Origin of the sequence: Lachnoclostridium sp., from assembly GCF_031997925.1 — a bacterium.
GTDB lineage: Bacteria > Bacillota > Clostridia > Lachnospirales > Lachnospiraceae > Lachnoclostridium.
Genome location: NZ_DAMADT010000020.1, coordinates 52328 through 74994 on the forward strand (window position 1 = coordinate 52328; position 22667 = coordinate 74994).

The following is a 22667-nucleotide window of genomic DNA, read 5'->3' on the forward strand; positions in this document are numbered from 1 at the left end:
GAAATAAAAGTTATGGGTGCTTCAGCAGTTAATAACAATCCTGACTATACTTTTGAGAATGAGGATACAATTATTCTTCATAATACTACAATTAATACAGATAACAAAGACTTGTTAACAAAATTTGAAAAAGTAAAGCATATTAAAATTGATACTACAGAAACATATCTTGGCTTATATGAATTAACATGTTTTACTAATGCTATAAGTATTTACATTCCTGCAAACATTACTAGCATATCTTCTATTAGTACATATCCGCTACCTAATCTAAAAGAATTTTTAGTAGATGAGAAGAACTCAGCTTACTCAAGCATTAATGGTGTTTTATATAATAAATCAAAGGATAGGTTAATTCTTTATCCATACAATGGAAATAAGGATGCTGTAGTAGAAGCCGGTACTAAAATAATAGAGGATAGTGCTTTTAATAATGTTCCAATCAATTCAGTTATTATTCCGGAAGGTGTAATATTGATAGAAAGCGAAGCGTTTGCGAAGACAAATTTAACGGAAATATCGTTGCCAACAAGCTTCAGATCTTTTTATAGTGGCATTTTCAAGAATACACCTCTTACTAAAGTAATAATTTCAGAGAAAAATAAAAGCTTAACTTCAATTGATGGTGTAGTTTACAGTAAAGACAAAAGCTATCTTTATTATTGGCCGGAAGAAAAGATAGTAGAATCTCTTATATTACCACAAGAATTAACATATCTAGATTGCAGCATGATTAAGCATTTTAATAAAGTAAAGCAGATAACGATTCCTGACGCTCTTACAGCCATTATTGGGACAGCTGATAATCGTATCGAACAAATTTTTGTGAATAAACAACATCCTTATTTTAAACTGTATGATGGAGTATTATATTCCAGTCATTACAAGAATTTAAGGCTGTATCCTAATCAAAATAAAGATACAGACATAACAATACATAATAACTTAGAAGTCTTTCCTATGGAAATATTCTGTACAGAAAATACGACAAAGGTATTAACATTATCTAAAAATCTCAGAAAGTTTAAAGGTATACAAAAACCTTATTATCGTGTACTATTAAGCGGTTTTGTAAACCTTTCAGAACTAAAGATTGATAGAGATAATAAATTATTTGTTATAGAAAATGGTGTTTTATATAATAAAGAGAAAACTCATGTCCTTTGGTACCCAATTGATTTACCAGCGAAAGAATTTAAGATTCCAGAGACAGTGACTAATGTAGATAATGACCAATTAGTAAAACAGAATCATCTTGAAAAACTCGTAGTATCAGATCATTGCAAACTGTATGACTTTGTTAATGATTATGATTACGGAATATATACAATACCAACGGGTAGTGATTGCCCGAATTTAAAAGAATTTGTTGTATCAAAAGAAAATCCTTATTATATTTCAGTAGAGGGTGTACTTTTATCAAAAGATAGAAAGGTATTACATGTGTATCCATCAGCTAAAACAGATAAAGTGTATCAAATTCCTGACACTGTAGAAGTCGTAGCATTTGGAAATGAAAATCACTATTTACAAACTTTAAAAATTCCACAGAGTGTACATTGGTTTGGAGATGTTAGTTACACAGACGGAGAAAATCATAATTATGGAGATGCTTTGCTTTATTTTAGCACTCTAAAAGAAATTGAAGTTGATCCGACTAATCAGTTCCATACCTCAATTGATGGAGTATTATATTCTAATGGTACTGCGGTGCTTATTGCCTATCCAGTTGGAAAAACGAATTCTAATTACTATTTACCAAAAGAAGTTGACGATATTTATGATGTAAGAAATTTAAATTATAATCCTTATTTAAAAGATATTTATATCGATAGCAGTAGTCAATGCCAATACCTTAAGGATGGAGATTTATGGATTAAAAAATGGTATCATAATAATTTTCAACCTATCCATTTTGACAATATTATATTGCATACCTATTAGAATTTTAAGGGGGGCTACGATATGAACTATTTTAAAAGAATCATTGGTTTTTTATTATTAATACTTATGTTCTTACTCCAGACAAACACTGTTTTTGCTAAGGAAGTGGTAGCAAAAGAGAAAGACCAGTTTGTTTGGGGAAATAGTAACAATTACAAGGCTGAAGAAACGTTACTTATCCCTAAGAATGTAGATTTTTCATCTTTCGAGAGAATCGATATTTACCCTAAAGTTAAGAAAATTATTTTTGAAGAAGGGGTTGAAAGTTTAGGTAGATTTGTATTTTATCCATTTCCTAATGTAAAAGAAATCATAGTTCCATCTACATTAGAAGACATTGGGAGAGCATTTCATACTATTAAAGAAAATGAGAAAATAAATGAGAGCCACTTCTTATCAAAATTAGAGAATATTGAGGTTAGTAAAGAGAATCCCTATTTCTTATCCACGAATGGAGTACTATATAGCAAGGATCAAACAACTTTACTTCATTATCCATCCTCAAAACCAGATAAGGTATATATCATGCCAGAATTTGTGACTTCTCTTGGAGAGCAGGCGTTTGGATATAATAAGTATCTCGAAAAGATAGTATTAGGTACTCGATTTAGGTTATGGAACAATCCGTTCTCTGATTATGGAAATCTGCCTAATTTACAAGCATTTGAAGTTACGAAAGATAACCTTTATTATACCGTGGAGGATGGCGTTTGGTTTTACAAAGATTAGACAGGATTAATAGCTTATCCACAAGGCAAAAAGCAAAAACGTTACATCATACCAGGAACTGTTAAGAATATAGCAATAGATAGTTTTAAGTACGCGACGATTGATACTTTGGTTCTTCCTTCAGGATTAATAAATTTGTATGAACCGGATTATTCCGAATATAAAAAACCACCCTTAGCAGAAAGTTTTATTAGTAATTATGAAATTACGAGTCATCCAAAATATGAAACAGTAGATGGAGTGCTATATAATAAGGACAAAACTCAATTAGTTGCATGGCCATCAAAGAAATCGGTCGAGCACTTAAAGTTTCCTAGCACCATTACAAGCCTAACTTTAGAGGAAAGTACGATACCAACCATTCGAAAGGTAAAGAAAATTACAATACCGAGAGATTTAAATGAATTAAAACAATTATCTTGGTATTCTTATGAAGAAAAAATAAAAGGTCTAAGCAAAGGAAGATGAGATTCTTTAGAAACAATAGAAATTGAAAAAGGAAATAAAAATTTTATACTTTATGGTGGATTACTATATAAAAAAGATAATATGATGCTTACATTACTACCACCAAAAGCAAAGATAACAACCTTAACAATACCAGAAAATTGCAACCGCGATACGTCATATCGATACTTTTTCCCAGAAATTTCATCTGTTACTAAAATTATTATTACAGGAGATGGTTACAACTTTCCTTATGAGCTTTTTCCAAATCTAGCAACTTTTGAACTTTCCAAAGGAAATAAAAAGGCAAAGCTTGTTGATGGCTAAGAAAGATAAAAATTTTGTTATTAAAGAAGAAGTATCAAATACTGAATATAGTGAAGTGCTAAAAAATCACAAATATCTTGAGAATTATACGTCTAAAAATCCTAATATCAAAGTGATTCAAGGTAACGTTCTCCGCAGCTTTGAAATATATTAGAAAAAACATCAGGTACTTACATCGAGTACCTGATGTTTTATATCATACAGAATCTATCAAAAAATAATTATGAAAACAGTATAAAGAATTTCAGCATTTTGCTTTTATATTTTGAAAACATTATATAGGAACTAATAGTAATTGAAATCGTCTAATCTATAAATGTATTCCCATACTAATATAGGAGAGTACTAACAAGAGCAATTGAAAAAGTGATTTTTGAAGAGTAATTTACAGATGGAACGATTTACAAATGTAACGTACATAACAAAAATATTTAGCGTATTAGGTTTTATCTACGAAATTAAATAGCGAAACAAAGTAATATTTACAAAACAAAAGAAGTCTTATGAATCTAAATGAAGGAGGGGATTGAGTGTTCCATAATAATAAGTACTATTTTCATAGAATAGTAAGTATCTTCGTTTTAATCGCTCTTGTAGTATCTATTACTGGATGTGCTATAAAAGTTCAAAGTGCCAACTTGATGGATGGTATAAAAGCAAAAACAGTAAGTAAAAAAGATCTGGATGAAAAATTTATTACTCAAACAGCGAATTTTTCGGTGGATCTATTTAAGAAAACTGTGAAAGAAAACGAAAACTCTTTGGTATCACCGCTTTCTGTATTATTAGCACTTGCGATGACTGCAAATGGTGCAAATTCCACCACAAAAGAAGAGATGGAAGAGTTATTGGCAGGTGGGAATTCTATTGAGGAATTAAATGAGTTTTTATATTCTTATGTTAAACAACTCCCTTCAGAGAAAGGTAGCAAATTAAACATTGCAAACTCTATTTGGTTTCGTGATAATGAAAATAACTTCACTGTGAAACAGGATTTCCTCCAAAAGAATGCTACTTTTTATAATGCAGCTGCTTATAAATCACCATTCGATGCCACAACTACTAAAGATATCAATCTCTGGGTCAAAAATAATACCGATGGGATGATTGATGAGATTATCGATAATATTAATCAAGACGCTATAATGTATCTGATTAATGCAGTAGTATTTGATGCAAGATGGAAGAATGTTTACATGAAAAATAATATCTTCTCAGGAGAATTCACAGCATGGAATGGTACTAAAAGTAACGTGGAAATGATGAATTCTAACGAAATTCTATATATCGAAGATGAAAATACAACTGGGTTTATTAAAAATTATCAAAATGATCATTATAGTTTTGTTACGTTATTACAAAACAACGATGTATCTATTGAGGACTACATTTCTTCTCTTACAGGAGAACATTTGTTATCCTTAATAAAGAATGCTAAAGTAGCAAATGTATCAGCTCAACTTCCAAAATTTAAGTTTGATTATTCTGTTAAAATGAAAGATGCTTTGATTGCTCTTGGTTTAGAGAATTCCTTTGATCCAAATAGCGCAAATTTTTCGAATTTAGGTAGCTCTACTAATGGTAACATCTACATTGGAGAGGTCCTTCATAAGTCGTTTATTAGTGTGGATGAATTAGGGACAAAAGCAGGAGCAGTAACAAAAGTAGATATGAATTGTGGCTCTGCTATGGGATATACGGTTAAGTTAGATCGACCTTTTTTATTTGTAATCGTTGATAATAAAACTAAAATACCAATATTTTTAGGTACTGTGATGGACATTGACTAAATGATATCTTATGAAACGAAATAAATCATACAACAAAATAAATCTTATAAAAAAATAAATCTTACGAAACAATACAAATTTTGCGAAACATAACAAAGGAGGGGATTGTGTGTATCATTTAAATAAGCGCTATTTTAATAGAATAGTATCCATCTCAGTTTTAATTGCTCTTGTATTTTCTATAGCTGGATGTGCCATGAAAGTGCAAAGTGCCAACTTGATGGATGGTATAAAAGCAGAAACAGTAAGTGAAATAAATGTGGATGAAAAATTTATTACTCAAACTGCTAATTTTTCAGTAAATCTATTTAAGAAGGTTATGAAAGAAAACGAAAACTCACTCATATCACCACTGTCTGTATTATTAGCACTTGCGATGACTGCAAATGGTGCAAATTCTACTACAAAAGAAGAGATGGAATTGTTATTGGCAGGTGGTAGTTCTATCGAGGAGTTAAATGAGTATTTATATTCTTATGTAAATCAGCTCCCATCAGAAAAAAATAGTAAATTAAACCTTGCAAACTCTATTTGGTTTTCTGATGATGAAAACAGTTTCATTGTGAAACAGGATTTTCTACAAAAGAATGCTAATTTTTATGGGGCAGCAGTTTTTAAATCTCCATTTGATGATACAACAATAAAAGATATTAATCTATGGGTGAAAAATAATACGGATGGAATGATTGATGAGATTATTGATAGTATTGATCGTGATACTGTAATGTTTCTAATCAATGCTGTAGTATTTGATGGAAAATGGAAGAATGTTTATAAGAAAAATGATATCATTTCTGGAGAATTCACATCATGGAATGGTACGAAACGTAACGTTAAAATGATGAATTCTAACGAAAGTTTATACATTGAAGATGAAAATGCAACTGGATTTATCAAAAATTATCAAAATGATCATTATAGTTTTGTTACGCTATTACCAAACGATGGGGTGTCAATTGAGGACTACATTTCTTCTCTTACAGGAGAACATTTGTTATCCATTATAGAGAATGCCAAAACAGTTGGTGTATTAGCTCAACTTCCTAAATTTAAGTTCGACTACACCATTAAAATGAATGATGCTTTGAAAAACCTTGGGTTAGTGACTTCTTTTGATGAAAACAGAGCTGATTTTTCTAATTTAGGTAGTTCTCCTGATGGTAACATCTACATTAAAGAGGTGCTACATAAAGCATTTATTAGTGTGGATGAATTAGGGACAAAAGCCGGAGCAGTGACAAAAGTGGAAATGGCGGTAGAGACTGCTGCGCTCGGATACACAGTAAAATTGGACCGACCTTTCGTATTTGCTATTGTTGATAACAAAACGAATTTACCAATCTTTATTGGTACTGTGAAGGACATTGAATAAGGGCTTTCATAGCCCTTTCCAATACTTGAAAACGTAAGTTTCGTATTTAACTATATTATGATGTTAACATATAAAGTATACAAAGGAAAAAATAGACGATATCTTTGTTTATAATCTTTATGTTATACTATTCGTGCAATATAAAGGAAGAGGTTTCGTAATGAAAAAGGAAGTAATGAAATGTATCTGCAAAAGAACAAAATGTGAAAGACATGGTAAGTGTGAGGAATGTATCACGCACCATAATGAAAATAAAAAAAGTGGATTACCTTATTGCCAACGAAAAACTAAAAAAGATAATACGAATGAATAAGTGAAAGGACAATAGAAAAAAAATATATTCTATGGGATAGAGAAGTAGTTATGACATAAAATTCTCTAAGAGTGTTAAAAGGTTTTAGTCAGATGGCTTTAACCTTTTTTTATTCAATAAGTCAGATAGATGCTGGTTTACATAACAAAAAAATTACGGTACATAAAGTAGATAAAAGATATATATTGAGTTAGTAATGATATGAAAGTATTTAGTATATTTTAAATCCTAATCATTGATAAAAAATGGTAAATATGATATCGTTTCATTATAATCATTTATAACATCAATTGTGCAAAGCAAAATAATACTCAAATGAAAAATTAAAAATTAGTACGAATTTTACACTTTTCTAAGAACGTTAGTTCTAGAATTCTCAAGAAAGAACATAGTTAAATCTATTTCAAAAGGTAAACAACCAAAATACATAAGATATAGAGCTTGTAGACTAGAACCAAATTATATGTGGAGATAAAATAAACGATTTTACCTCAATTCTTTAGAAAGGATTTTGATTATGTCAAACAAACGTTTTGTAACAATTAATACTTCCACCTGGAATAACAGTCCTTATGTTCCAAAAAGTAATGGGAGAATTATATCAGAACAATGCTCAGATAACGTGACACCGGAATATTGGTATGTCGATAGTCGAGGTGGAAAATGGTCAACCCTATTTTATAGTGGTGAAACAATACATATAGGAGAGATAATACAGTTTGTATTTTGGGTACATATTAAGAAGAATTTTGGTACAACCTTTAGGGCTCAGCTATTCCAAAGTGACTGGGATAAGGCGACAACATTTGAACTTTCTAATAACTGCTCTTATTTAATTAGAAACATAGGAAAGTATTATTTATTTTCCATTCCTTACATAGCAAGTGAAGATCATATCGTTAACTATACGTTATCCATGAATGATTTTGAAGCTACTATTTTTTCTGCTGAAGAAAATGATGTAAATAAAGTAGAGTTAGTACCGACAGAAAAAGGGAAGATATCAGTAGATAGGATTAATGAAATTACAAAGGAAGAAAATGACATATGGGATTGTTCTCCTTATCAGATTGTAAAATGTTATAAGGAGGAAATCCCTAAGACCAGATTTATTGGTATAAAATACAGTGATGAAGATAGGGTCAACGGTATGTATGGTTGGCACTGGGGTCAATGGTTTGAGACAGGGAAATTTGGAGTAATTGAAAAGCTGTTAACGAAAGAGTTTCAAAAGGTATATACTGACGCGGAGGCATATATAGGTCTTGAACGTTATAAGGAGGGAGAACCTTATGAGTATTGGATAGGGATGTTTCTTCCGGAAAACAGTGTAGTCCCTGATGGTTATTCTTATGTTGACTTTAATTTTAACTGTGTAGGGGTTTGTTGGATTAAGGGACACGAAGAAAATGTTTATGGTCATGAGGGAGACTGCTATGAAGAACTAATTGAGAAAGGTATCCAAGTTCTTGAAGATAGCAATGGTGCTTGCTGGTTTTTCGAACGGTATGTATGCCCTAGATTTACAACTCAAGATAAAGATGGCAAAGTAATTTTAGATATCGGATATTTTGTGAAGTAAGAATTCTATTTTATAATAAAGTGAAAAAATCTCTGAGAAGTAAGGTATTTCTCAGAGATTTTTTCGGATATAATTAGCTCGTTCTCGGGTAAGACAGCGAACCAATCTAAATTTGTTGAAATATCTAAAGGTGTGTTGTGACAGTAATATTTAAATGGAGATTATAAAAAGATTCAATTATTAGTATTTTAAGTTTTTAAGATATATTATAAGAAATGAAGGTGGTATCATTGCTGAGAATATTTTGATATAAATTGGAAATAAAATGGATAAAAGAGTTAAATTTACCTTGACATATATAGATTATCGATATATCATAACATATATCGATAATCTATATATGGAGGGTTGTTATGATTGAGAAAAGCTTATTATCGGGAAGTACTACAATGTTGTTGCTTCGTTTACTTGAAGAGAAAGATATGTATGGGTATGAAATGATTGATACCTTACGAAAACAATCCAATAACGTGTTTGAATTAAAGGCAGGAACTTTATATCCTTTACTCCATTCTCTGGAAGAAAAGGACTTATTATTCTCGTATGAAGAAGAGGTTAATGGTAAAGTTCGTAAGTATTATAAGATATCCAAAGAAGGAAAAAAGTATTTAAAACAAAAGAAAGAAGAATGGCAGGAATATTCCAAAGCAGTAAGTAATGTATTGGGAGGAAACTGTTATGGGATGGTCTGATTATATTACTACAGTAAAAGAACAAATTCGTAATAATAAGGCAAAATTACTGATTGAAGATGAATTAAAAGATCATTTAGAGGAACAAATTAAAGCATTTGAGGAAGACGGATTAAGTTACGTAGAAGCGGAACAAAAGGCAATTCTTGATATGGGGGATCCGGTAGAAGTTGGTACAGAATTAAACCGTATACATCGTCCTAAACTAGAGAAAAAACTATTATTTACAGTGATACTCTTTAGCGCTATTAGCCTTATCGTTCAATTTGTTGTTGGAAGGGTTTTTCATTCTACTACGAGCTATTTTAATACGCAAGCAGTTTATATCGTAATCGGTATTGGAGTGATGGTATTTGTCTATTATATCGACTACACGATAATAGGAAGGTATCCATTCTTAATATGGGGAGTGTTATCACTCCTTGGTATTTATATCATTGAATATGGACACCGACATTATAACGTTTTCAACGATTTATTTTTCATCACCTTATTATTCGTACCTATTTTCGCAGGTATTTTGTTCCGCTTAAGGAAACTAAAGTTAATTGGGTTAATGTTATCAGTAATTATTGGAGCAACACCAATCTTTATAGCATTATGCGGTAGAAGTGTATCGGTAGTGATTCATTATATTGTAATCTATCTTATTATGTTAAATGTTACTGTTGGTAAACGCTGGTTTGGTAATAGAAAAATAGGTTTTGCAATTGTTTGGGCAAGTACGATTGGTATACCAGCTTTATTTATTTTGCTATGCCTAAAGTTTGGTATCCCTTTATTAAGCAATTACCAGATTGAAAGATTAAAATCTATATTCACCTATGTACCTAACCAGGATTTTACGTATCAGTCGAACATGGCAAGACAGGCATTAACCAATTCTAAAATCCTCGGTGGCAGTTCGGATATTATTAATCGGGTACCAGCTGTTGAGAGTGATTACATCCTTGTCTTTATTTTTAGTATGTTTGGTATATTAGCTGGAATTTGCGTAATTGCTCTACTTCTCTTTTTATTATATAAAGCGTTTCGAATCGCAAAAGTTCAAAAGAGTTATCTCGGATATATGGTTGGAATGGCCTGTACACTAACTTTTATAGTAGAAACATTTTTTTATATTTTTAATAATTTAGTCTCTATGAAATTTAACTTGATAATAAAACAGCAAGCACTTCCGTTCTTATCAAATGGTGCAAGAAATATTATATTTTCTTATGCAATTGTTGGTCTTCTTTTGTCTGTATATCGGAATACAGGACTAGTTTCTGACCGTACAAATAAGAAGAAAAGAAACTGGTTACAACGAAGAAGAGATATAAGGATTTTCATTAAGAGTGAGTAATTTATATATAAGGCTAGAGACTATATCTTTTGAAAAACGAGTTGATATGATAAAATGAAAATATACGTTTTCATGCCAACTAAAATACTTTGTACACAATTAGTTAGCATTCTTTTAATACGACACTATTCTTAGAGAGAAAGCATTATGTAATATCTCATTAATAGTAATAAAGTCAGAAGATAAGTGAGGTAGAAGTATGGAACAAATCGATTGTATATATCACGACAATAAAGTAGAGATGTACGACTTATTATTGGCACAATTAAAGGCAATGTTAGAAGGAGAGCAGGATGTAATTTCAAATTTAGGTAATGCTTCTGCTTTACTAAATCAAGCATTGAAAGATATTAACTGGGTAGGATTTTATCTTATGAAAAGAGGAAACTTAATTCTTGGGCCATTCCAAGGTAAAATTGCTTGTATTCACATCCCTGTCGGACGTGGGGTATGCGGTACTGCAGTGAAAGAGAAAAAGACTCAAGTTGTGAAAGATGTTCATGAATTCCCAGGTCATATCGCATGTGATAGTGCTTCTAACTCAGAAATTGTGATTCCAATGAAGAAAAGTGGAACAATACTTGGTGTATTAGATATTGATAGTCCAAACTTTCATCGCTTTGATGAGGTTGATGCAGAGTATTTGGAACAATTCGTATCCTTATTAGTGGAGTGCTGTGATTGGAAAAGTAGTCTCCAATATGATTTTTGATAGAACTCTTATGAAAGTTAGTTCTATGAGCAAAGAGGTATCTTTAAAATATTAATTAAAAACGATAAAAATACAAGCATCGAAAAGATGAAGAGATGAATTGGAGAGGTTACCTATGAATATAAGAATAGCAACTTTTAACGATATCTCAGCAATTAAAACGTTGTATCGTGTTTTATTTACTGAAATGAGTAGATTTCAACCAAAGTACTTTAAAGAAAGTGATCAGGATGCTGCATTTCTTCAATCAATATTGGAAGATAACGAGGCAGATATTATCATTGCGGAAAAAGAAGATCAGGTGATGGGTTTTGCTTTGATTCAGGCTAAAGTTACACCTGAATATGAGTGTCTCGTCTCTCATAGATTTGCTTATCTTATGGATTTGGTGGTAGACCCAAAACAAAGAGGGGATGGCACCGGAACAAAATTAATGAATGCTTGCAAGGATTGGGCTAGATGCAGAAACTTAGAGTACTTGGAATTAAACGTTTTACGCGAAAATGAAGCTGCGATAAAACTTTATGAACGCGAGAAGTTTCGAGAAGATGTAAAGACGATGAGATGTGAGTTATAAGATATTAATAAAATAACATTATTTTCGTACTGCAAAACAGCACTTGTTTAAAAATATGTTTGCTTTTAGATAAATTGATTTCTACTTCGTTGTAATTCTTTCAGAAAAGATAGATATAATAGTATCAACTACGAGTAAGGAATTTATATGAAGAGGAAGGTAATTTTCATTACTGGGGTTTTGTTTACCGCTATGGGATTTATTAATGTTTTGATAAATTCAGATTTCGCTACTATCTTTTTATACTTTTTAGCCGGTCTTTTATTCTTCAAATTATATTATTCTTGTGAGAAAAAAAGCTATTGATGAGAAGTTATAATTTGAACCTAGATAAAAATGGAGTTAGGTTTATAAGCCAAAAGTAGATATAAAATTACCGGAAAGAAAGTAATTGATAAGAGCTATATAATTAATCAAATAATTTATCTGTGATTAAATAATTATTAGAACATTTTAAGTATTTTAAGAATATTCTAGATAATGCTTGATACCTAACAAATTCCAGTATATAATAAACAAGAAATATAAATTTAACAATATAAGAGGTTGAAAAACACAATGAGAATTCGTAAATAACAACTGTATGTAAGAATGATAAGTTTAGATGAGGAAGCTTGGTTTATTTTCTGTTTGTAATTCATTTAAAATTAGAAAATTCACGTAGCTTAGATATTGTAAAAATAGGAGGTATCATTACTTTCTATTGTACATAATATGCTGGCTAATTATAGGTCCTCTATTGAGATTATCATATAGCATACAGTGTTTTTGCGTCTGGAGTGTTTTTTCAGGCTCTTTTTTTGTTGTAGAAATTTAGAAAGGTGGTGTTAACATGTTGCTTTCAAAATTACGTTTTAAAGAAAGAGTAGTAACAGAGAAATTACCTCTTATAGAGAGAGTAGTAACAGAGAAATCAATTAGGTAACCTAGCATAGAATACGACAAAATTCGTCGTAGATGCCAGGTTAGAAAGGTAGGCAGACTATGTCGAAAATAATAATTCAAAATATGTATTTTCACTATGCAGAATATTATCAGACTGTATTTGAAAATGTCAATTTAACACTCGAAACCGATTGGAGGCTAGGCCTCATAGGGAGAAATGGGAGAGGAAAATCAACTTTTCTAAAACTCTTGCATGGAAATTTAGTTCCTGATAAGGGGAATGTGGTGAAACATGTAAAAACGGAATTTTTTCCTTATGAGATAAATACTAACTATAGAGTAACTCTTGATGTGATAAAGGAGTGCATTGGGAACTTAAAGACTATGGAAGATACTATGGAGGAAATTATCGTTTCTGAGGATAAAACACGGTATCAGGAATATCAAGAGTTACTTGAACAGTATCTTGAAGCAGATGGATTTCAAATGGAAAGTCGCATTTTAAGAGAGATAGCTCTCATGAATTTACCGGAAGAGATACTAACCCGTGATTATGATGTTTTATCAGGAGGAGAAAAAACTAGACTTCAAATCATAGCAATGTTTTTACGGAATAACTCCTATGTATTACTAGATGAACCAACGAATCATCTTGATTTGGTTGGGAAAAAATTATTGGCGGAATATCTAAAACAAAAAAAGGGTTTCTTGGTTGTTTCTCATGATCGAAGCTTTTTAGATGAAGTTATAGATCATGTTTTATCAATTAATAAATCGAACATTGAAATTGAGAGAGGAACCTTTACTTCCTGGAAAGAGAATAAGGATAAAAAAGAAAATTTTGAATCCCGGACGGAAGCAAGATTAGTAAGAGAAATCAAAGCTTTGAATAATCAATCAGTTATGAAACGTGATTGGGCTAGTAGTGCTGAGAAAACTAAGAATAATCACGGAAAGTTTGAACGTTCTAGCGGTTCACGAGCAGCACAGTTTATGATGCATGCAAAAAGAGCTGAGGATAGGGTAATGAAAAACCTAGAGGAAAAAAGTAAGCTGTTGCAAAACTTTGAAGTAGCAAAGGAGCTAGAAATTAAACAGAAGGCATTAGAGGGTTATACCATATTAAGAGTAAAAGATCTTTCCTATGGATATGATGGCGGTGTCTTATTCTCACATCTAAACTTTAAAGTAGCGCTAGGTGACCGTATTTGGATTCGTGGGAATAATGGCTCTGGGAAAAGTACTTTATTAAAATTGATTGCAAAACATCTAGAGTCCAATGGTATCAATTACTTTGATGAAATACAGATTACAGAGTCTTTTCAAGAACCATTATGGAATTCCGGATATATAACAGATTATATTAAAGAGGATAGTAAACAACATCAAATTTATGAGTTATGTGGTCTTTTTGACATTCCGAGCGAAACTTTACTTCGACCGTTTGAAACATTTAGTGGGGGAGAGAAGAAAAAATTAGACATTGCAAGAGCTTTAGTTTGTGATAATCAATTAATTCTTCTGGATGAACCACTCAATTTTATGGATATTTACTTTCGAGAACAATTAGAAAAAGCGATACTACAATACCTACCAACGCTTATATTTATTGAACATGATGAATGGTTTGGTAATAGGGTAGCAACCAAGATAATAACTTTAGATTAATTACTTTGGATGGTGGTGTTCAATAATATAGTGATTTCAACAATATGGTGGTGTTCAATAATATGGTGTTATTCCATGATGGTAAGTATGAATTAATAAGAAATTATGAGTCTAAAAAATAAGCACAAATTAGGGACAATTCTGCTATCCGTTTTCTGCAATAAATTTAGCAATTATGTGTGAATAGAGTTTGACGTAACCGTATTATTACTTTATTATTATATTATAGCTTATCACAAGGAGATGTTCGCGAGTGTACTTTATCTTGTATAGGGCAAAGAATAAGATTAGTTAGTAAACATTCAATAAAATTAGTTTTTCGCGATTCTTACATGGTATTACCAAGTTTCATCACCTGTAGTAAACATGAGTTACTTAAGAGCATAGTGAACAATTGTATTTGCCGTGTGTATGCGTTGAATACAATTAGTATGCTAACATAACTGGTAACAAAATTTTTTCCATCTGAATAGAATGGAACAATGATTATGAATGGGGGAGGAAAGTGAAAAATATATTTATTGGGTTATTATTTATCTTTCTTAATTTTAATTTGAATCTAGGTGGTATGCAGATAGATTTGCTACCAAATTTTGTAGGTTATTTGCTTATGATTAAAGGGATTGACGAACTCATCAAAGAAAGTGAATTTTTTGATAAGGTAAGACCTTGGGCAGTTATTATGGCCTGTTATACAGGTGTTATTTTCTTCCTTGATTTAATTGGTGTATCATACCAATTACAAGGTTTCTCAATTATTTTGGGTATTATTAATATGAGTATTTCGTTCTTTATATTATATCAAATCGTAAGTGGCATCATTGATATAGAGCAGAAGTATGGAATTATTTTAGAGGGAGATAAATTAAAATCCTTATGGAGTTGTATGACAATATTTGATGTGTTAATTTACGTTTCATTATTTTTTCCTGCATTTACAGTTGTTCTATCGATAATTGCAATAATTATTCATATCATATTTTTAATAGCATTTAATAATTCTAAAAATTTATATTATAATGAACGGGATAAATTTTTTCATAGTTAAGTAATCTTAGATTATTTAACCTCATCAAGGAAGTCCTCCTCTTCTGTAAGCGGAGTAAGGACTAACTTGTTTTAAAATGCCTCCTAGTGGCAATGAGGTTATTAGCAAGTAGCGTAAGCGGATTGCGAATAACCGCTTTGACTCGCAGAGTTTTATTAACTTTAAATAGTTTTTCATGGCAAGGAAGTTTTTCAAAGATTGCTTTACTTGTTTAGAAATGAGGATTAGTATGTACCAAATCACAGTAGAAAATTTTGATATACGTAAGATATGTTATTCTGGGCAATGTTTCCGTATGAAGGAAATTAGTGAAATTACATTTGAAGTTGTAGCATATGGACATTATTTAAAAATCAACCAACAAGATAACGAATTGACATTATCTTGTACTGAAGATGAATTTCAGTCGATTTGGAAGGAATATTTGGGGTTGAATGTTGATTATGATACCATTACTGGACTTGTAAATGAAAATGATCGATATATGAAAACAGCGATGTCTTTTGGGTGGGGAATACGTATCCTAAAACAAGAGTTATGGGAGACAATTGTTTCCTTCTTAATTTCACAACAAAACAATATTCCAAGAATAAAAAAGAGTATTCAAATGCTCTGCGAACGTTATGGTGATGAGAAATTAAATGAGAATGGCGATGTATATTATACATTCCCAAAACCAGAAGCCTTTCAGCATTTGACGGATAGTGAATTAAAAGAATGTAATTTGGGCTATCGTACGAAATATATCCTAAGAACTGCGGGAGCAGTTGTAGATGGTAGTTTTGATTTAGAAGGTTTACCAAAGTTAAGCTATGAAGATGCGAAAAAAGAGCTGATGAAATTATATGGTGTTGGTATCAAGGTATCAGAATGTATCTGTTTATATGCACTTCATCATTTTGATGCTTTTCCAATTGATACACATATTCAAAAAGTATTGGAAGTAAATTATCCAGGTGGATTTCCTTTTGATAAGTATAGAGGGTATTCGGGAGCATTACAACAATATGCTTTTTATTATGATTTATATGAGGCAAAGATAGGTTAAGCAAGAAAAAGGAAGTTTCGTGAACTTTTTTATGCAATAAATAAAGGACTAATCTGTATTTAGTAACTAGGTAGACGTAAGGAATATTTTCAGATTTATAGTATGAGGTATTACATTTACGGATGTTATACCTCATACTATGGATAAAAAGAGCAGTGAGCTCTACAACTAACTGTTCCCATAACGGATTATTAAAATAGCCCATGATTATATTTGAATTGTGCAAATACCATTATTGCGAGCCCACTGATAAAACAAATTCCAAAAGCGAACCAACCATATGCAGTATGCGATAAAAAGCCAATAATACCTGTTAAAATCGTTCCTATTCCTATAAGCATCGTTGCCTTACCCATTTTACTTGTATAAGGTTTCTTATCTGCTTCAGATACTTTCGTATAATGATAATCATGTATAAGAGTTATCTGTTCTTTTTTCCATATTCTCCAGCCTGTAAAAACAAACAAACTGCCTAGTACTAACATTAAAATTACTTCAAACAAAGACATTTCAACACCCCCAAGTTCCTATTTACCACGTTGTTTTTCATCTATATTATACCACTAAAAATATTCTAAGTTACATCTGTTTTGAAAAAATACTTTACAAACAGATTCATCAATAGTACCAGCATTTCTTAGTATCAAACTCTTATCAAAACATTTATTATATGAAAGGTAGTCAAGTTGAACTGAAACAGATTGTTTATTTCTTGCATAGAAAAGCACACCTATTTCAGATGTGCTCTCTATAATACGATGTATTTGATTAATAAACACGACTACTTGTCGCTTTCTAATAGTTCTAATCTATTATGGATACTTGTTCCTTTTCACTTTCTGATACCTTTGGTAATGAAACCCCTAATTTATCAATTGTAATAAGTTTAAGAAGAGCATCTAAAATTGTGGAACTAGAGGAAGCACCTTCTTCGCCTGAATTCCCCATCGTAACGATAGTCTTTGGAACAATGTCTACATGGGTATTCTTTATAGCATCTGCTAATTTATCTGTGATTTCTTGGATAATTCTATATTCAGATCCACCATATGCTTTTACCTGGGCATCGATAGCTTGAGCTTTTGCTAGACCAATATTCGATTCTTTTGATGCATCAGCTTCACCTTCTAAGCGAACTTTAGAAGCATTCGCTTTCGCAAGAGCTATGATTTGATTTGCTTCTTGTTCTGCTTTACTTGCTAGAGCAGCACCGTTATTTCCTTCTATTTCAATTTGTATCTTTGATTTTGTTAGATAACTTTGTTGTTCTGCAATTGCCTGGGCTTCACGAAGTGATTTTTCACTCTCCGCAGCAGACTGTTGCTTCTGATATGTAATTTTCTTTTCTTCCGCAATTTGTCTTTCTCTAAGCTGAGTTAGAATATTTTCAATTTGTATATCATCTTTGGATGATTTTGGAGTACCAATCAAAACCTCTTCTAATTGAAGATTGTACTTGTTGAATTTTTCTTTCATTTCTACAACAGCTCTTTCTCTGATAGAACTACGTTCTTGAATTAACTCTATTAATGTTTTTGTTTGTGCAACATCTTTAAAGTATGCACTAACTAGCGGATCAAGTGATTGGTTTACAAGCATGCTAATATCACCAAATCGTTGTATTACCCAAGGCGCTTGCTTGTAATCGATATGCATAACCACAGAAAGTGGGAGAGATGGTTCGAAGGCATCCTTTGTGATAATATCAACTTCCGATAGATTTTGATCGTATTTGTGTTCCCCAACTTCACCACGGTTCCATTTTAATATGATATTCGTTGTAGGTACTAAAACCACTTTCCCTGCATCGGTATTAAAAGCATATTTTCCAGGCATCAACGGTTTTTGTAAAACACCTTTACAACCGGTCTCCACAAGTTCTCCATGTTTGTAGTCTGCACCAGTAGTATCAACTCCTTGTGCCCCAAAGAAACTAACTACAACTCCAACATTACCAATTGGTACCACAGTCTTTGGACGAAATTCTACGGTTGCAAATAAACGATTGATGTAATAAGTACCATCAGTTAATACTTCAATTTGCTTTCCTCTACGTCCACCAAGCTCAATAAATTTCTCTGGATCTTGATAACTTGAGTGACCTTCTCCAACGTAAGGAGCTATTATTTCTCCTTGTTGTAATGGAAGACTGTCATGGATTGTAACGATACCCATCAAGTCACTGGATTCATTTCCTCTTCCCATAATGATAACAGGAACAAAAGCATTTCGTTGAATTAATGTCTGTTGCATACTCTCAAGTTCTAGTCGTTCTTTTTTAGAAACATTCAAAATTGCTTTAATGTCATTCAGAGTAATTACCACAAACTGAGCTAAATTAATCGCATAAGTACCTTCTCTTAGGATCCCACGTTGCGGTCCTTTTTGGCCACCATTTTTTAAAAATCCTCTTACATCTTGAAAATTATTTGCTTCTGGAATTACTTTACCTAGAGACTGTGTTGGTGAGAGCGGAATACCATCTTTTGCAAAAATATATGCTATTTGTCCTTGAGGTATTGTAATTAATGGATACTTATGAATACGGTACATTAGTGTAGAGCGAAAGTGAATACCACCCCGTAGTAAATCTGGAGAATAACCTGCTTCGCCATTGAGAGCTATGATTGAATTTCTTAACGACCCATGAATACTCCACCATTTTTCTACGACAGCAACCTCATTCGACCGAATCATTCGAAGCCCAAGAATTTGAAAAATTAGTACGTACACAGCTAAAAGAATGCCGCCAATTAGTAATGCTACGACATATAGATTCATAAAAATTTCCCCTTTCTTTGATATTTTTTATTAGTAAATGAAAGATTAACTAGTCTCAAAACTAATTTATTATATTCTATTATTTTAGTGTTTAGAATTTATATCTAAACGTTTTCTATCACCAAAATGTCAATAAAAAGGTACTAAAAATATATAAAATTCAATATTGATTATGGTCTCCATGAATTTATTAGTTTCTGTTAGTTTAGAATGTATTGATAAATTTGAAGAATAGATCGATATGAAGAATAGATAGATATGAAGAATTGATAAATATGAAAGATTGATCGATATGAAAGATTGACAGATATAAAGATTGATAGATTTGAATAAATAGATTGTATGAATAATCTGGTGATATACTTGAGAATCATTAACCAATGGTATATACTGTAAATGTATTTTTAATAAAGTGTGGCAAAGATGCAGAATCCATATTTCAGCAATTCCATTCTTAATTATCTTAGTACCATCTTACGATTTTTTAATATAGGTAGAGATGAGTTTTTTCCTATTTCTTGAACAATTAATTGTATTTGATATAATGGAGTTAGTTATGAAAATCGAATTTATGTGAGGAAACCTAAATGTTTCATACAAGAAGAAAAAGATTACCATTAAAAACAGTATACTATGCTTCATTTCTATGTTTTATTGTTATTCCAATCTTAGTTGTTTTAATTCTATCCTTATTATTTTTGAATAAGCAGTTTAAAAATCAGGCTATCGAAACCATGAAACGTTCCCATGAAACTATAATAACTGAGCTTGTATCTGATATCAATGTGATGTCTATGAGACTTTCTCATTTGATTTATACCAACAATAATGAAATATTAAAATATGCCGCAGGTACAGATACGAAAGATTTAAATACAAGATATTCCTATGAACAAAAATTATATGAATCTGGCAATCTTGCTCTTGAACCAGTGAAGAATATTGTCTCCGTTGGTTTTTATATGAAAAGTGGGAAAGAAACTTATATTAAAAATAGTATCAACCGATCATCAAAGGAAATTAAAGAATCAAAATGGTATCAAGCAGCATTAGAACATCCAAACACTGTCTGTGTAGGTTCCTATGATACGATATCAGCAAATGATCTTTATACTGGAGGAAGAAAAGATTTATTGATACTGGTTTTTGCGTTAGCACCTGACGTCACAACTGACCGTTCTCAAAAGGTTGAAATGGTTATGTTTTATCAAGTAGCTGGTGCTTCGGATCGTATAAAAAGATATAACCTAGGGTATAGACAAGGAGAGAATAAGCTTGGTATTACACAGATAACTAGTTCTGAGGGAGTAGTGTTTTCAACCCAAAATGAAACTGAGATTACTAATTTAAAGAAAGGATATACAAAAGTAGTATCTCCTTTCGAGTTTAATGATACTATCTGGTACATCGAAAGCTATATAAAGACATCGGTATTAACAGAGGATTATTGGGATAGTGCGCGGATTATCCTTAGTGTAGCAGTTCTTGTTTTGTTATTATCGGGTTATTATTCTAGATACTTCTTAAGAAGTATTGTGAAACCAATAGAAGAGATAAGTGATGGCCTTCGACAGGTGGAGGAGGGAAATCTCGAAGTACATATCGTGTCAAGGGGTCAGTCCGAAGTTAGAACTATGATTCATCAATTTAATGCTATGGCACGTAGAATGAAATCGTTAATTCATGAGTATGAGGAGCGAGTAAGGAATGTTGAAAAGAATCCGGGGGATTATTTTGCGGCTTTAATTCAAAAAGAAATAACTCCATTTGAAGTTAATCAAAGATCGAAGGAATTCTTTATGGAGAAATACGCTATCCTCGGTTTTTATATCGAAAACATTCATAATAAGGAAAGTGATAAGGAAAGTATATTTAAATTAACGAATAGCTTTGAAAGAAATCCAAGATTTGTTTCAAGATGTTTCTTATATTTAGAAAATGCCTACTTCTTTTTAGTTTTTTATCGTATTACTGAGGTCGATTATCTATCGAAAGTAACTAAAATGGCTGAGGAAATACAGCGTGAGAGTCAAAAAGAGTTTGGAATACAAATAAACATTGCAATCGGACCAGAGACATTTGGTTATTCTGAGTTTGAAAATCAGATAGCGAATGTCAAAAACAAGATGTGCTTTCGACACCTGTTTGGTAATCAAGCCATCATTGATTTAAATCAAAATATAGAAAAACAAAGTGAGATATTATTATTAGTTAGAAATTATGAACATTTAGCAATAGCTCTGTCAATAGCGGATGAAAAAAATTTGGTACAAGAAAAAGAAAAATTGTTTGAATTACTTAACAATAAGTCAATGAATGAAAACAAACTACATGTATTTGCTGCTATTTTAGCAATTGGAAGGTTTTCAATGGATAACAATAGTTTTTCTGAAGTTTTTGGACAGAAGTATAATTACTTAGACAAAATCAATCGTATTGAGGATTTGAGGAACTTAAAATTGTGGTTAACGAATTATTTCGCTTGGATCATGGACTATTCAGCTACAAAACTTAATGTGACAGAAACTGATGTTACAATAAAGGCAAAACGTTACATTATCGATAATTATGAGGATGCTGACTTATCTCTTATTAAGGTTGCGGAGTATGTTGGGTTAAATGAAAAATACTTTACTAGCCGGTTTACAAAGGAGACTGGAGAAACCTTTACATCGTATCTAACAATGGTACGAATTCAAAAAGCAAAAGAGCTACTAAAAAATACAAATTTTAAAGTATATGAAATATCTGAAATGGTTGGTTATCATAATGTAGAACATTTTAACAGAATGTTTAAAAAATTAAATAATATAAGTCCAGCACAATATCGTAAGGGAACTACTTAATTCAAAGAGCAGGGGCAAACTGAATGTTCTTTAGAAAGTGATAAACTTTTTAATGAAATATCAGTTTGTCTGTGCTCTTTTGCTAATGACGCTGGTTGATATCACTAAAATGCGTCTCATATCTTACTTTTTATCATCTTTTCTAACCTTGTATTAAGAACCATAAAAGTAATGATGTGAAAATAAATCAATAAAAATGAAAATATGAAATGGAATCAATCTCAGAAAATTGATATTCTGATGGTACAAAGAAAGGGAGGTATACATTATGCGAAAAAAAGTTCTAGCAACAATTTTAACATGTACAATGGTAGCGTCTGTATTTATGGGATGTGGTAACAAATCAGAAGATACTTCAAAAGACACTGCGAAAACACCTACGCAAGAAGCAGGTGATACTACGGGGACCAAAACACAGGGAACTGAAAGTCCTTCAAAAGAAGAATTAAATGGAACAATTACTTTTGCAATCTGGGATAACAATTTAAATGAATTTATTGAACAAAATGATATGGTTGGAAAGTTTCAGAAAGAATATCCTAATATTGAAATTGAAGTGGA

18 protein-coding genes and 1 pseudogene are annotated in these 22667 nt (G+C 31.5%); 17 read left to right on the plus strand and 2 right to left on the minus strand.

All coding sequences use genetic code 11. The features are described 5' to 3' along the window. From RTP52_RS13240 to RTP52_RS13310, 15 genes are all read left to right on the plus strand, one after another. A partial coding sequence (locus RTP52_RS13240; RefSeq protein ID WP_312371936.1) for a leucine-rich repeat domain-containing protein occupies window positions 1-1944 on the plus strand: 1944 nt, incomplete at its 5' end. A 21-nt stretch (window positions 1945-1965) separates the two neighbouring features. Further along, on the plus strand, window positions 1966-2673 hold the full coding sequence (locus tag RTP52_RS13245) for a leucine-rich repeat protein (RefSeq protein ID WP_312371937.1): 708 nt from the start codon (window positions 1966-1968) through the stop codon (window positions 2671-2673). A gap of 135 nt (window positions 2674-2808) precedes the next feature. After that, a complete protein-coding gene (locus RTP52_RS13250; protein WP_312371939.1) occupies window positions 2809-3141 on the plus strand; it encodes a hypothetical protein in 333 nt (110 codons plus the stop codon). 81 nt (window positions 3142-3222) lie between these two features. Continuing rightward, window positions 3223-3447, plus strand: coding sequence for a hypothetical protein (locus RTP52_RS13255; RefSeq protein WP_312371940.1), 225 nt, complete (start codon window positions 3223-3225; stop codon window positions 3445-3447). A 530-nt stretch (window positions 3448-3977) separates the two neighbouring features. Beyond that, window positions 3978-5237, plus strand: coding sequence for a serpin family protein (locus RTP52_RS13260; RefSeq protein ID WP_312371941.1), 1260 nt, complete (start codon window positions 3978-3980; stop codon window positions 5235-5237). A gap of 109 nt (window positions 5238-5346) precedes the next feature. Then, complete coding sequence (locus RTP52_RS13265; protein ID WP_312371943.1) at window positions 5347-6609, plus strand: serpin family protein; 1263 nt, start codon at window positions 5347-5349, stop codon at window positions 6607-6609. Window positions 6610-6769: 160 nt separating this feature from the next. Continuing rightward, window positions 6770-6922, plus strand: a complete 153-nt coding sequence (locus RTP52_RS13270) for a hypothetical protein (protein WP_312106135.1) — start codon at window positions 6770-6772, stop codon at window positions 6920-6922. A 517-nt stretch (window positions 6923-7439) separates the two neighbouring features. After that, a complete protein-coding gene (locus RTP52_RS13275; protein WP_312371944.1) occupies window positions 7440-8504 on the plus strand; it encodes a hypothetical protein in 1065 nt (354 codons plus the stop codon). Between the two features lie 353 nt (window positions 8505-8857). Further along, complete coding sequence (locus tag RTP52_RS13280) at window positions 8858-9196, plus strand: PadR family transcriptional regulator (RefSeq protein WP_312106138.1); 339 nt, start codon at window positions 8858-8860, stop codon at window positions 9194-9196. After that, the gene (locus RTP52_RS13285) at window positions 9183-10541 is read left to right on the plus strand and encodes a permease prefix domain 1-containing protein (protein WP_312371945.1); all 1359 of its coding nucleotides are present in this window, start codon (window positions 9183-9185) and stop codon (window positions 10539-10541) included. Before RTP52_RS13280 ends, RTP52_RS13285 begins: the two co-directional genes overlap by 14 nt. A gap of 199 nt (window positions 10542-10740) precedes the next feature. Beyond that, window positions 10741-11253, plus strand: a complete 513-nt coding sequence (locus RTP52_RS13290) for a GAF domain-containing protein (RefSeq protein WP_312371946.1) — start codon at window positions 10741-10743, stop codon at window positions 11251-11253. Between the two features lie 115 nt (window positions 11254-11368). Then, a complete protein-coding gene (locus tag RTP52_RS13295) occupies window positions 11369-11830 on the plus strand; it encodes a GNAT family N-acetyltransferase (RefSeq protein WP_312371947.1) in 462 nt (153 codons plus the stop codon). 984 nt (window positions 11831-12814) lie between these two features. After that, entirely contained in the window at window positions 12815-14383 is a 1569-nt protein-coding gene (abc-f, locus tag RTP52_RS13300; protein WP_312371948.1) for a ribosomal protection-like ABC-F family protein, read from the plus strand. A 505-nt stretch (window positions 14384-14888) separates the two neighbouring features. Beyond that, entirely contained in the window at window positions 14889-15431 is a 543-nt protein-coding gene (locus RTP52_RS13305) for a hypothetical protein (protein WP_312371949.1), read from the plus strand. 229 nt (window positions 15432-15660) lie between these two features. Then, complete coding sequence (locus RTP52_RS13310) at window positions 15661-16479, plus strand: DNA-3-methyladenine glycosylase family protein (RefSeq protein WP_312371950.1); 819 nt, start codon at window positions 15661-15663, stop codon at window positions 16477-16479. A 191-nt stretch (window positions 16480-16670) separates the two neighbouring features. Here the strand turns inward: RTP52_RS13310 and RTP52_RS13315 are convergent, their stop codons facing one another. Next, a complete protein-coding gene (locus RTP52_RS13315) occupies window positions 16671-16988 on the minus strand; it encodes a DUF3784 domain-containing protein (RefSeq protein WP_312107307.1) in 318 nt (105 codons plus the stop codon). A gap of 295 nt (window positions 16989-17283) precedes the next feature. Then, a complete protein-coding gene (locus RTP52_RS13320; protein WP_312107306.1) occupies window positions 17284-19260 on the minus strand; it encodes an SPFH domain-containing protein in 1977 nt (658 codons plus the stop codon). Between the two features lie 587 nt (window positions 19261-19847). On the opposite strand from RTP52_RS13320, the gene RTP52_RS13325 reads away from it, so the two are divergent. After that, entirely contained in the window at window positions 19848-22106 is a 2259-nt protein-coding gene (locus RTP52_RS13325; protein WP_312371951.1) for a helix-turn-helix domain-containing protein, read from the plus strand. A gap of 268 nt (window positions 22107-22374) precedes the next feature. Further along, window positions 22375-22667: pseudogene (locus tag RTP52_RS13330) on the plus strand (ABC transporter substrate-binding protein); the annotation flags it as partial.

Coding starts and splice junctions, on each gene's coding strand:
- RTP52_RS13295 (WP_312371947.1), top strand. CDS start 11,369: ATGAATATAAGAATAGCAACTTTTAACGATATCTCAGCAATTAAAACG.
- RTP52_RS13245 (WP_312371937.1), top strand. CDS start 1,966: ATGAACTATTTTAAAAGAATCATTGGTTTTTTATTATTAATACTTATG.
- RTP52_RS13320 (WP_312107306.1), bottom strand. CDS start 19,260: ATGAATCTATATGTCGTAGCATTACTAATTGGCGGCATTCTTTTAGCT.
- abc-f (WP_312371948.1), top strand. CDS start 12,815: ATGTCGAAAATAATAATTCAAAATATGTATTTTCACTATGCAGAATAT.
- RTP52_RS13285 (WP_312371945.1), top strand. CDS start 9,183: ATGGGATGGTCTGATTATATTACTACAGTAAAAGAACAAATTCGTAAT.
- RTP52_RS13255 (WP_312371940.1), top strand. CDS start 3,223: ATGATGCTTACATTACTACCACCAAAAGCAAAGATAACAACCTTAACA.
- RTP52_RS13290 (WP_312371946.1), top strand. CDS start 10,741: ATGGAACAAATCGATTGTATATATCACGACAATAAAGTAGAGATGTAC.
- RTP52_RS13315 (WP_312107307.1), bottom strand. CDS start 16,988: ATGTCTTTGTTTGAAGTAATTTTAATGTTAGTACTAGGCAGTTTGTTT.
- RTP52_RS13280 (WP_312106138.1), top strand. CDS start 8,858: ATGATTGAGAAAAGCTTATTATCGGGAAGTACTACAATGTTGTTGCTT.
- RTP52_RS13310 (WP_312371950.1), top strand. CDS start 15,661: ATGTACCAAATCACAGTAGAAAATTTTGATATACGTAAGATATGTTAT.
- RTP52_RS13275 (WP_312371944.1), top strand. CDS start 7,440: ATGTCAAACAAACGTTTTGTAACAATTAATACTTCCACCTGGAATAAC.
- RTP52_RS13270 (WP_312106135.1), top strand. CDS start 6,770: ATGAAAAAGGAAGTAATGAAATGTATCTGCAAAAGAACAAAATGTGAA.
- RTP52_RS13325 (WP_312371951.1), top strand. CDS start 19,848: ATGTTTCATACAAGAAGAAAAAGATTACCATTAAAAACAGTATACTAT.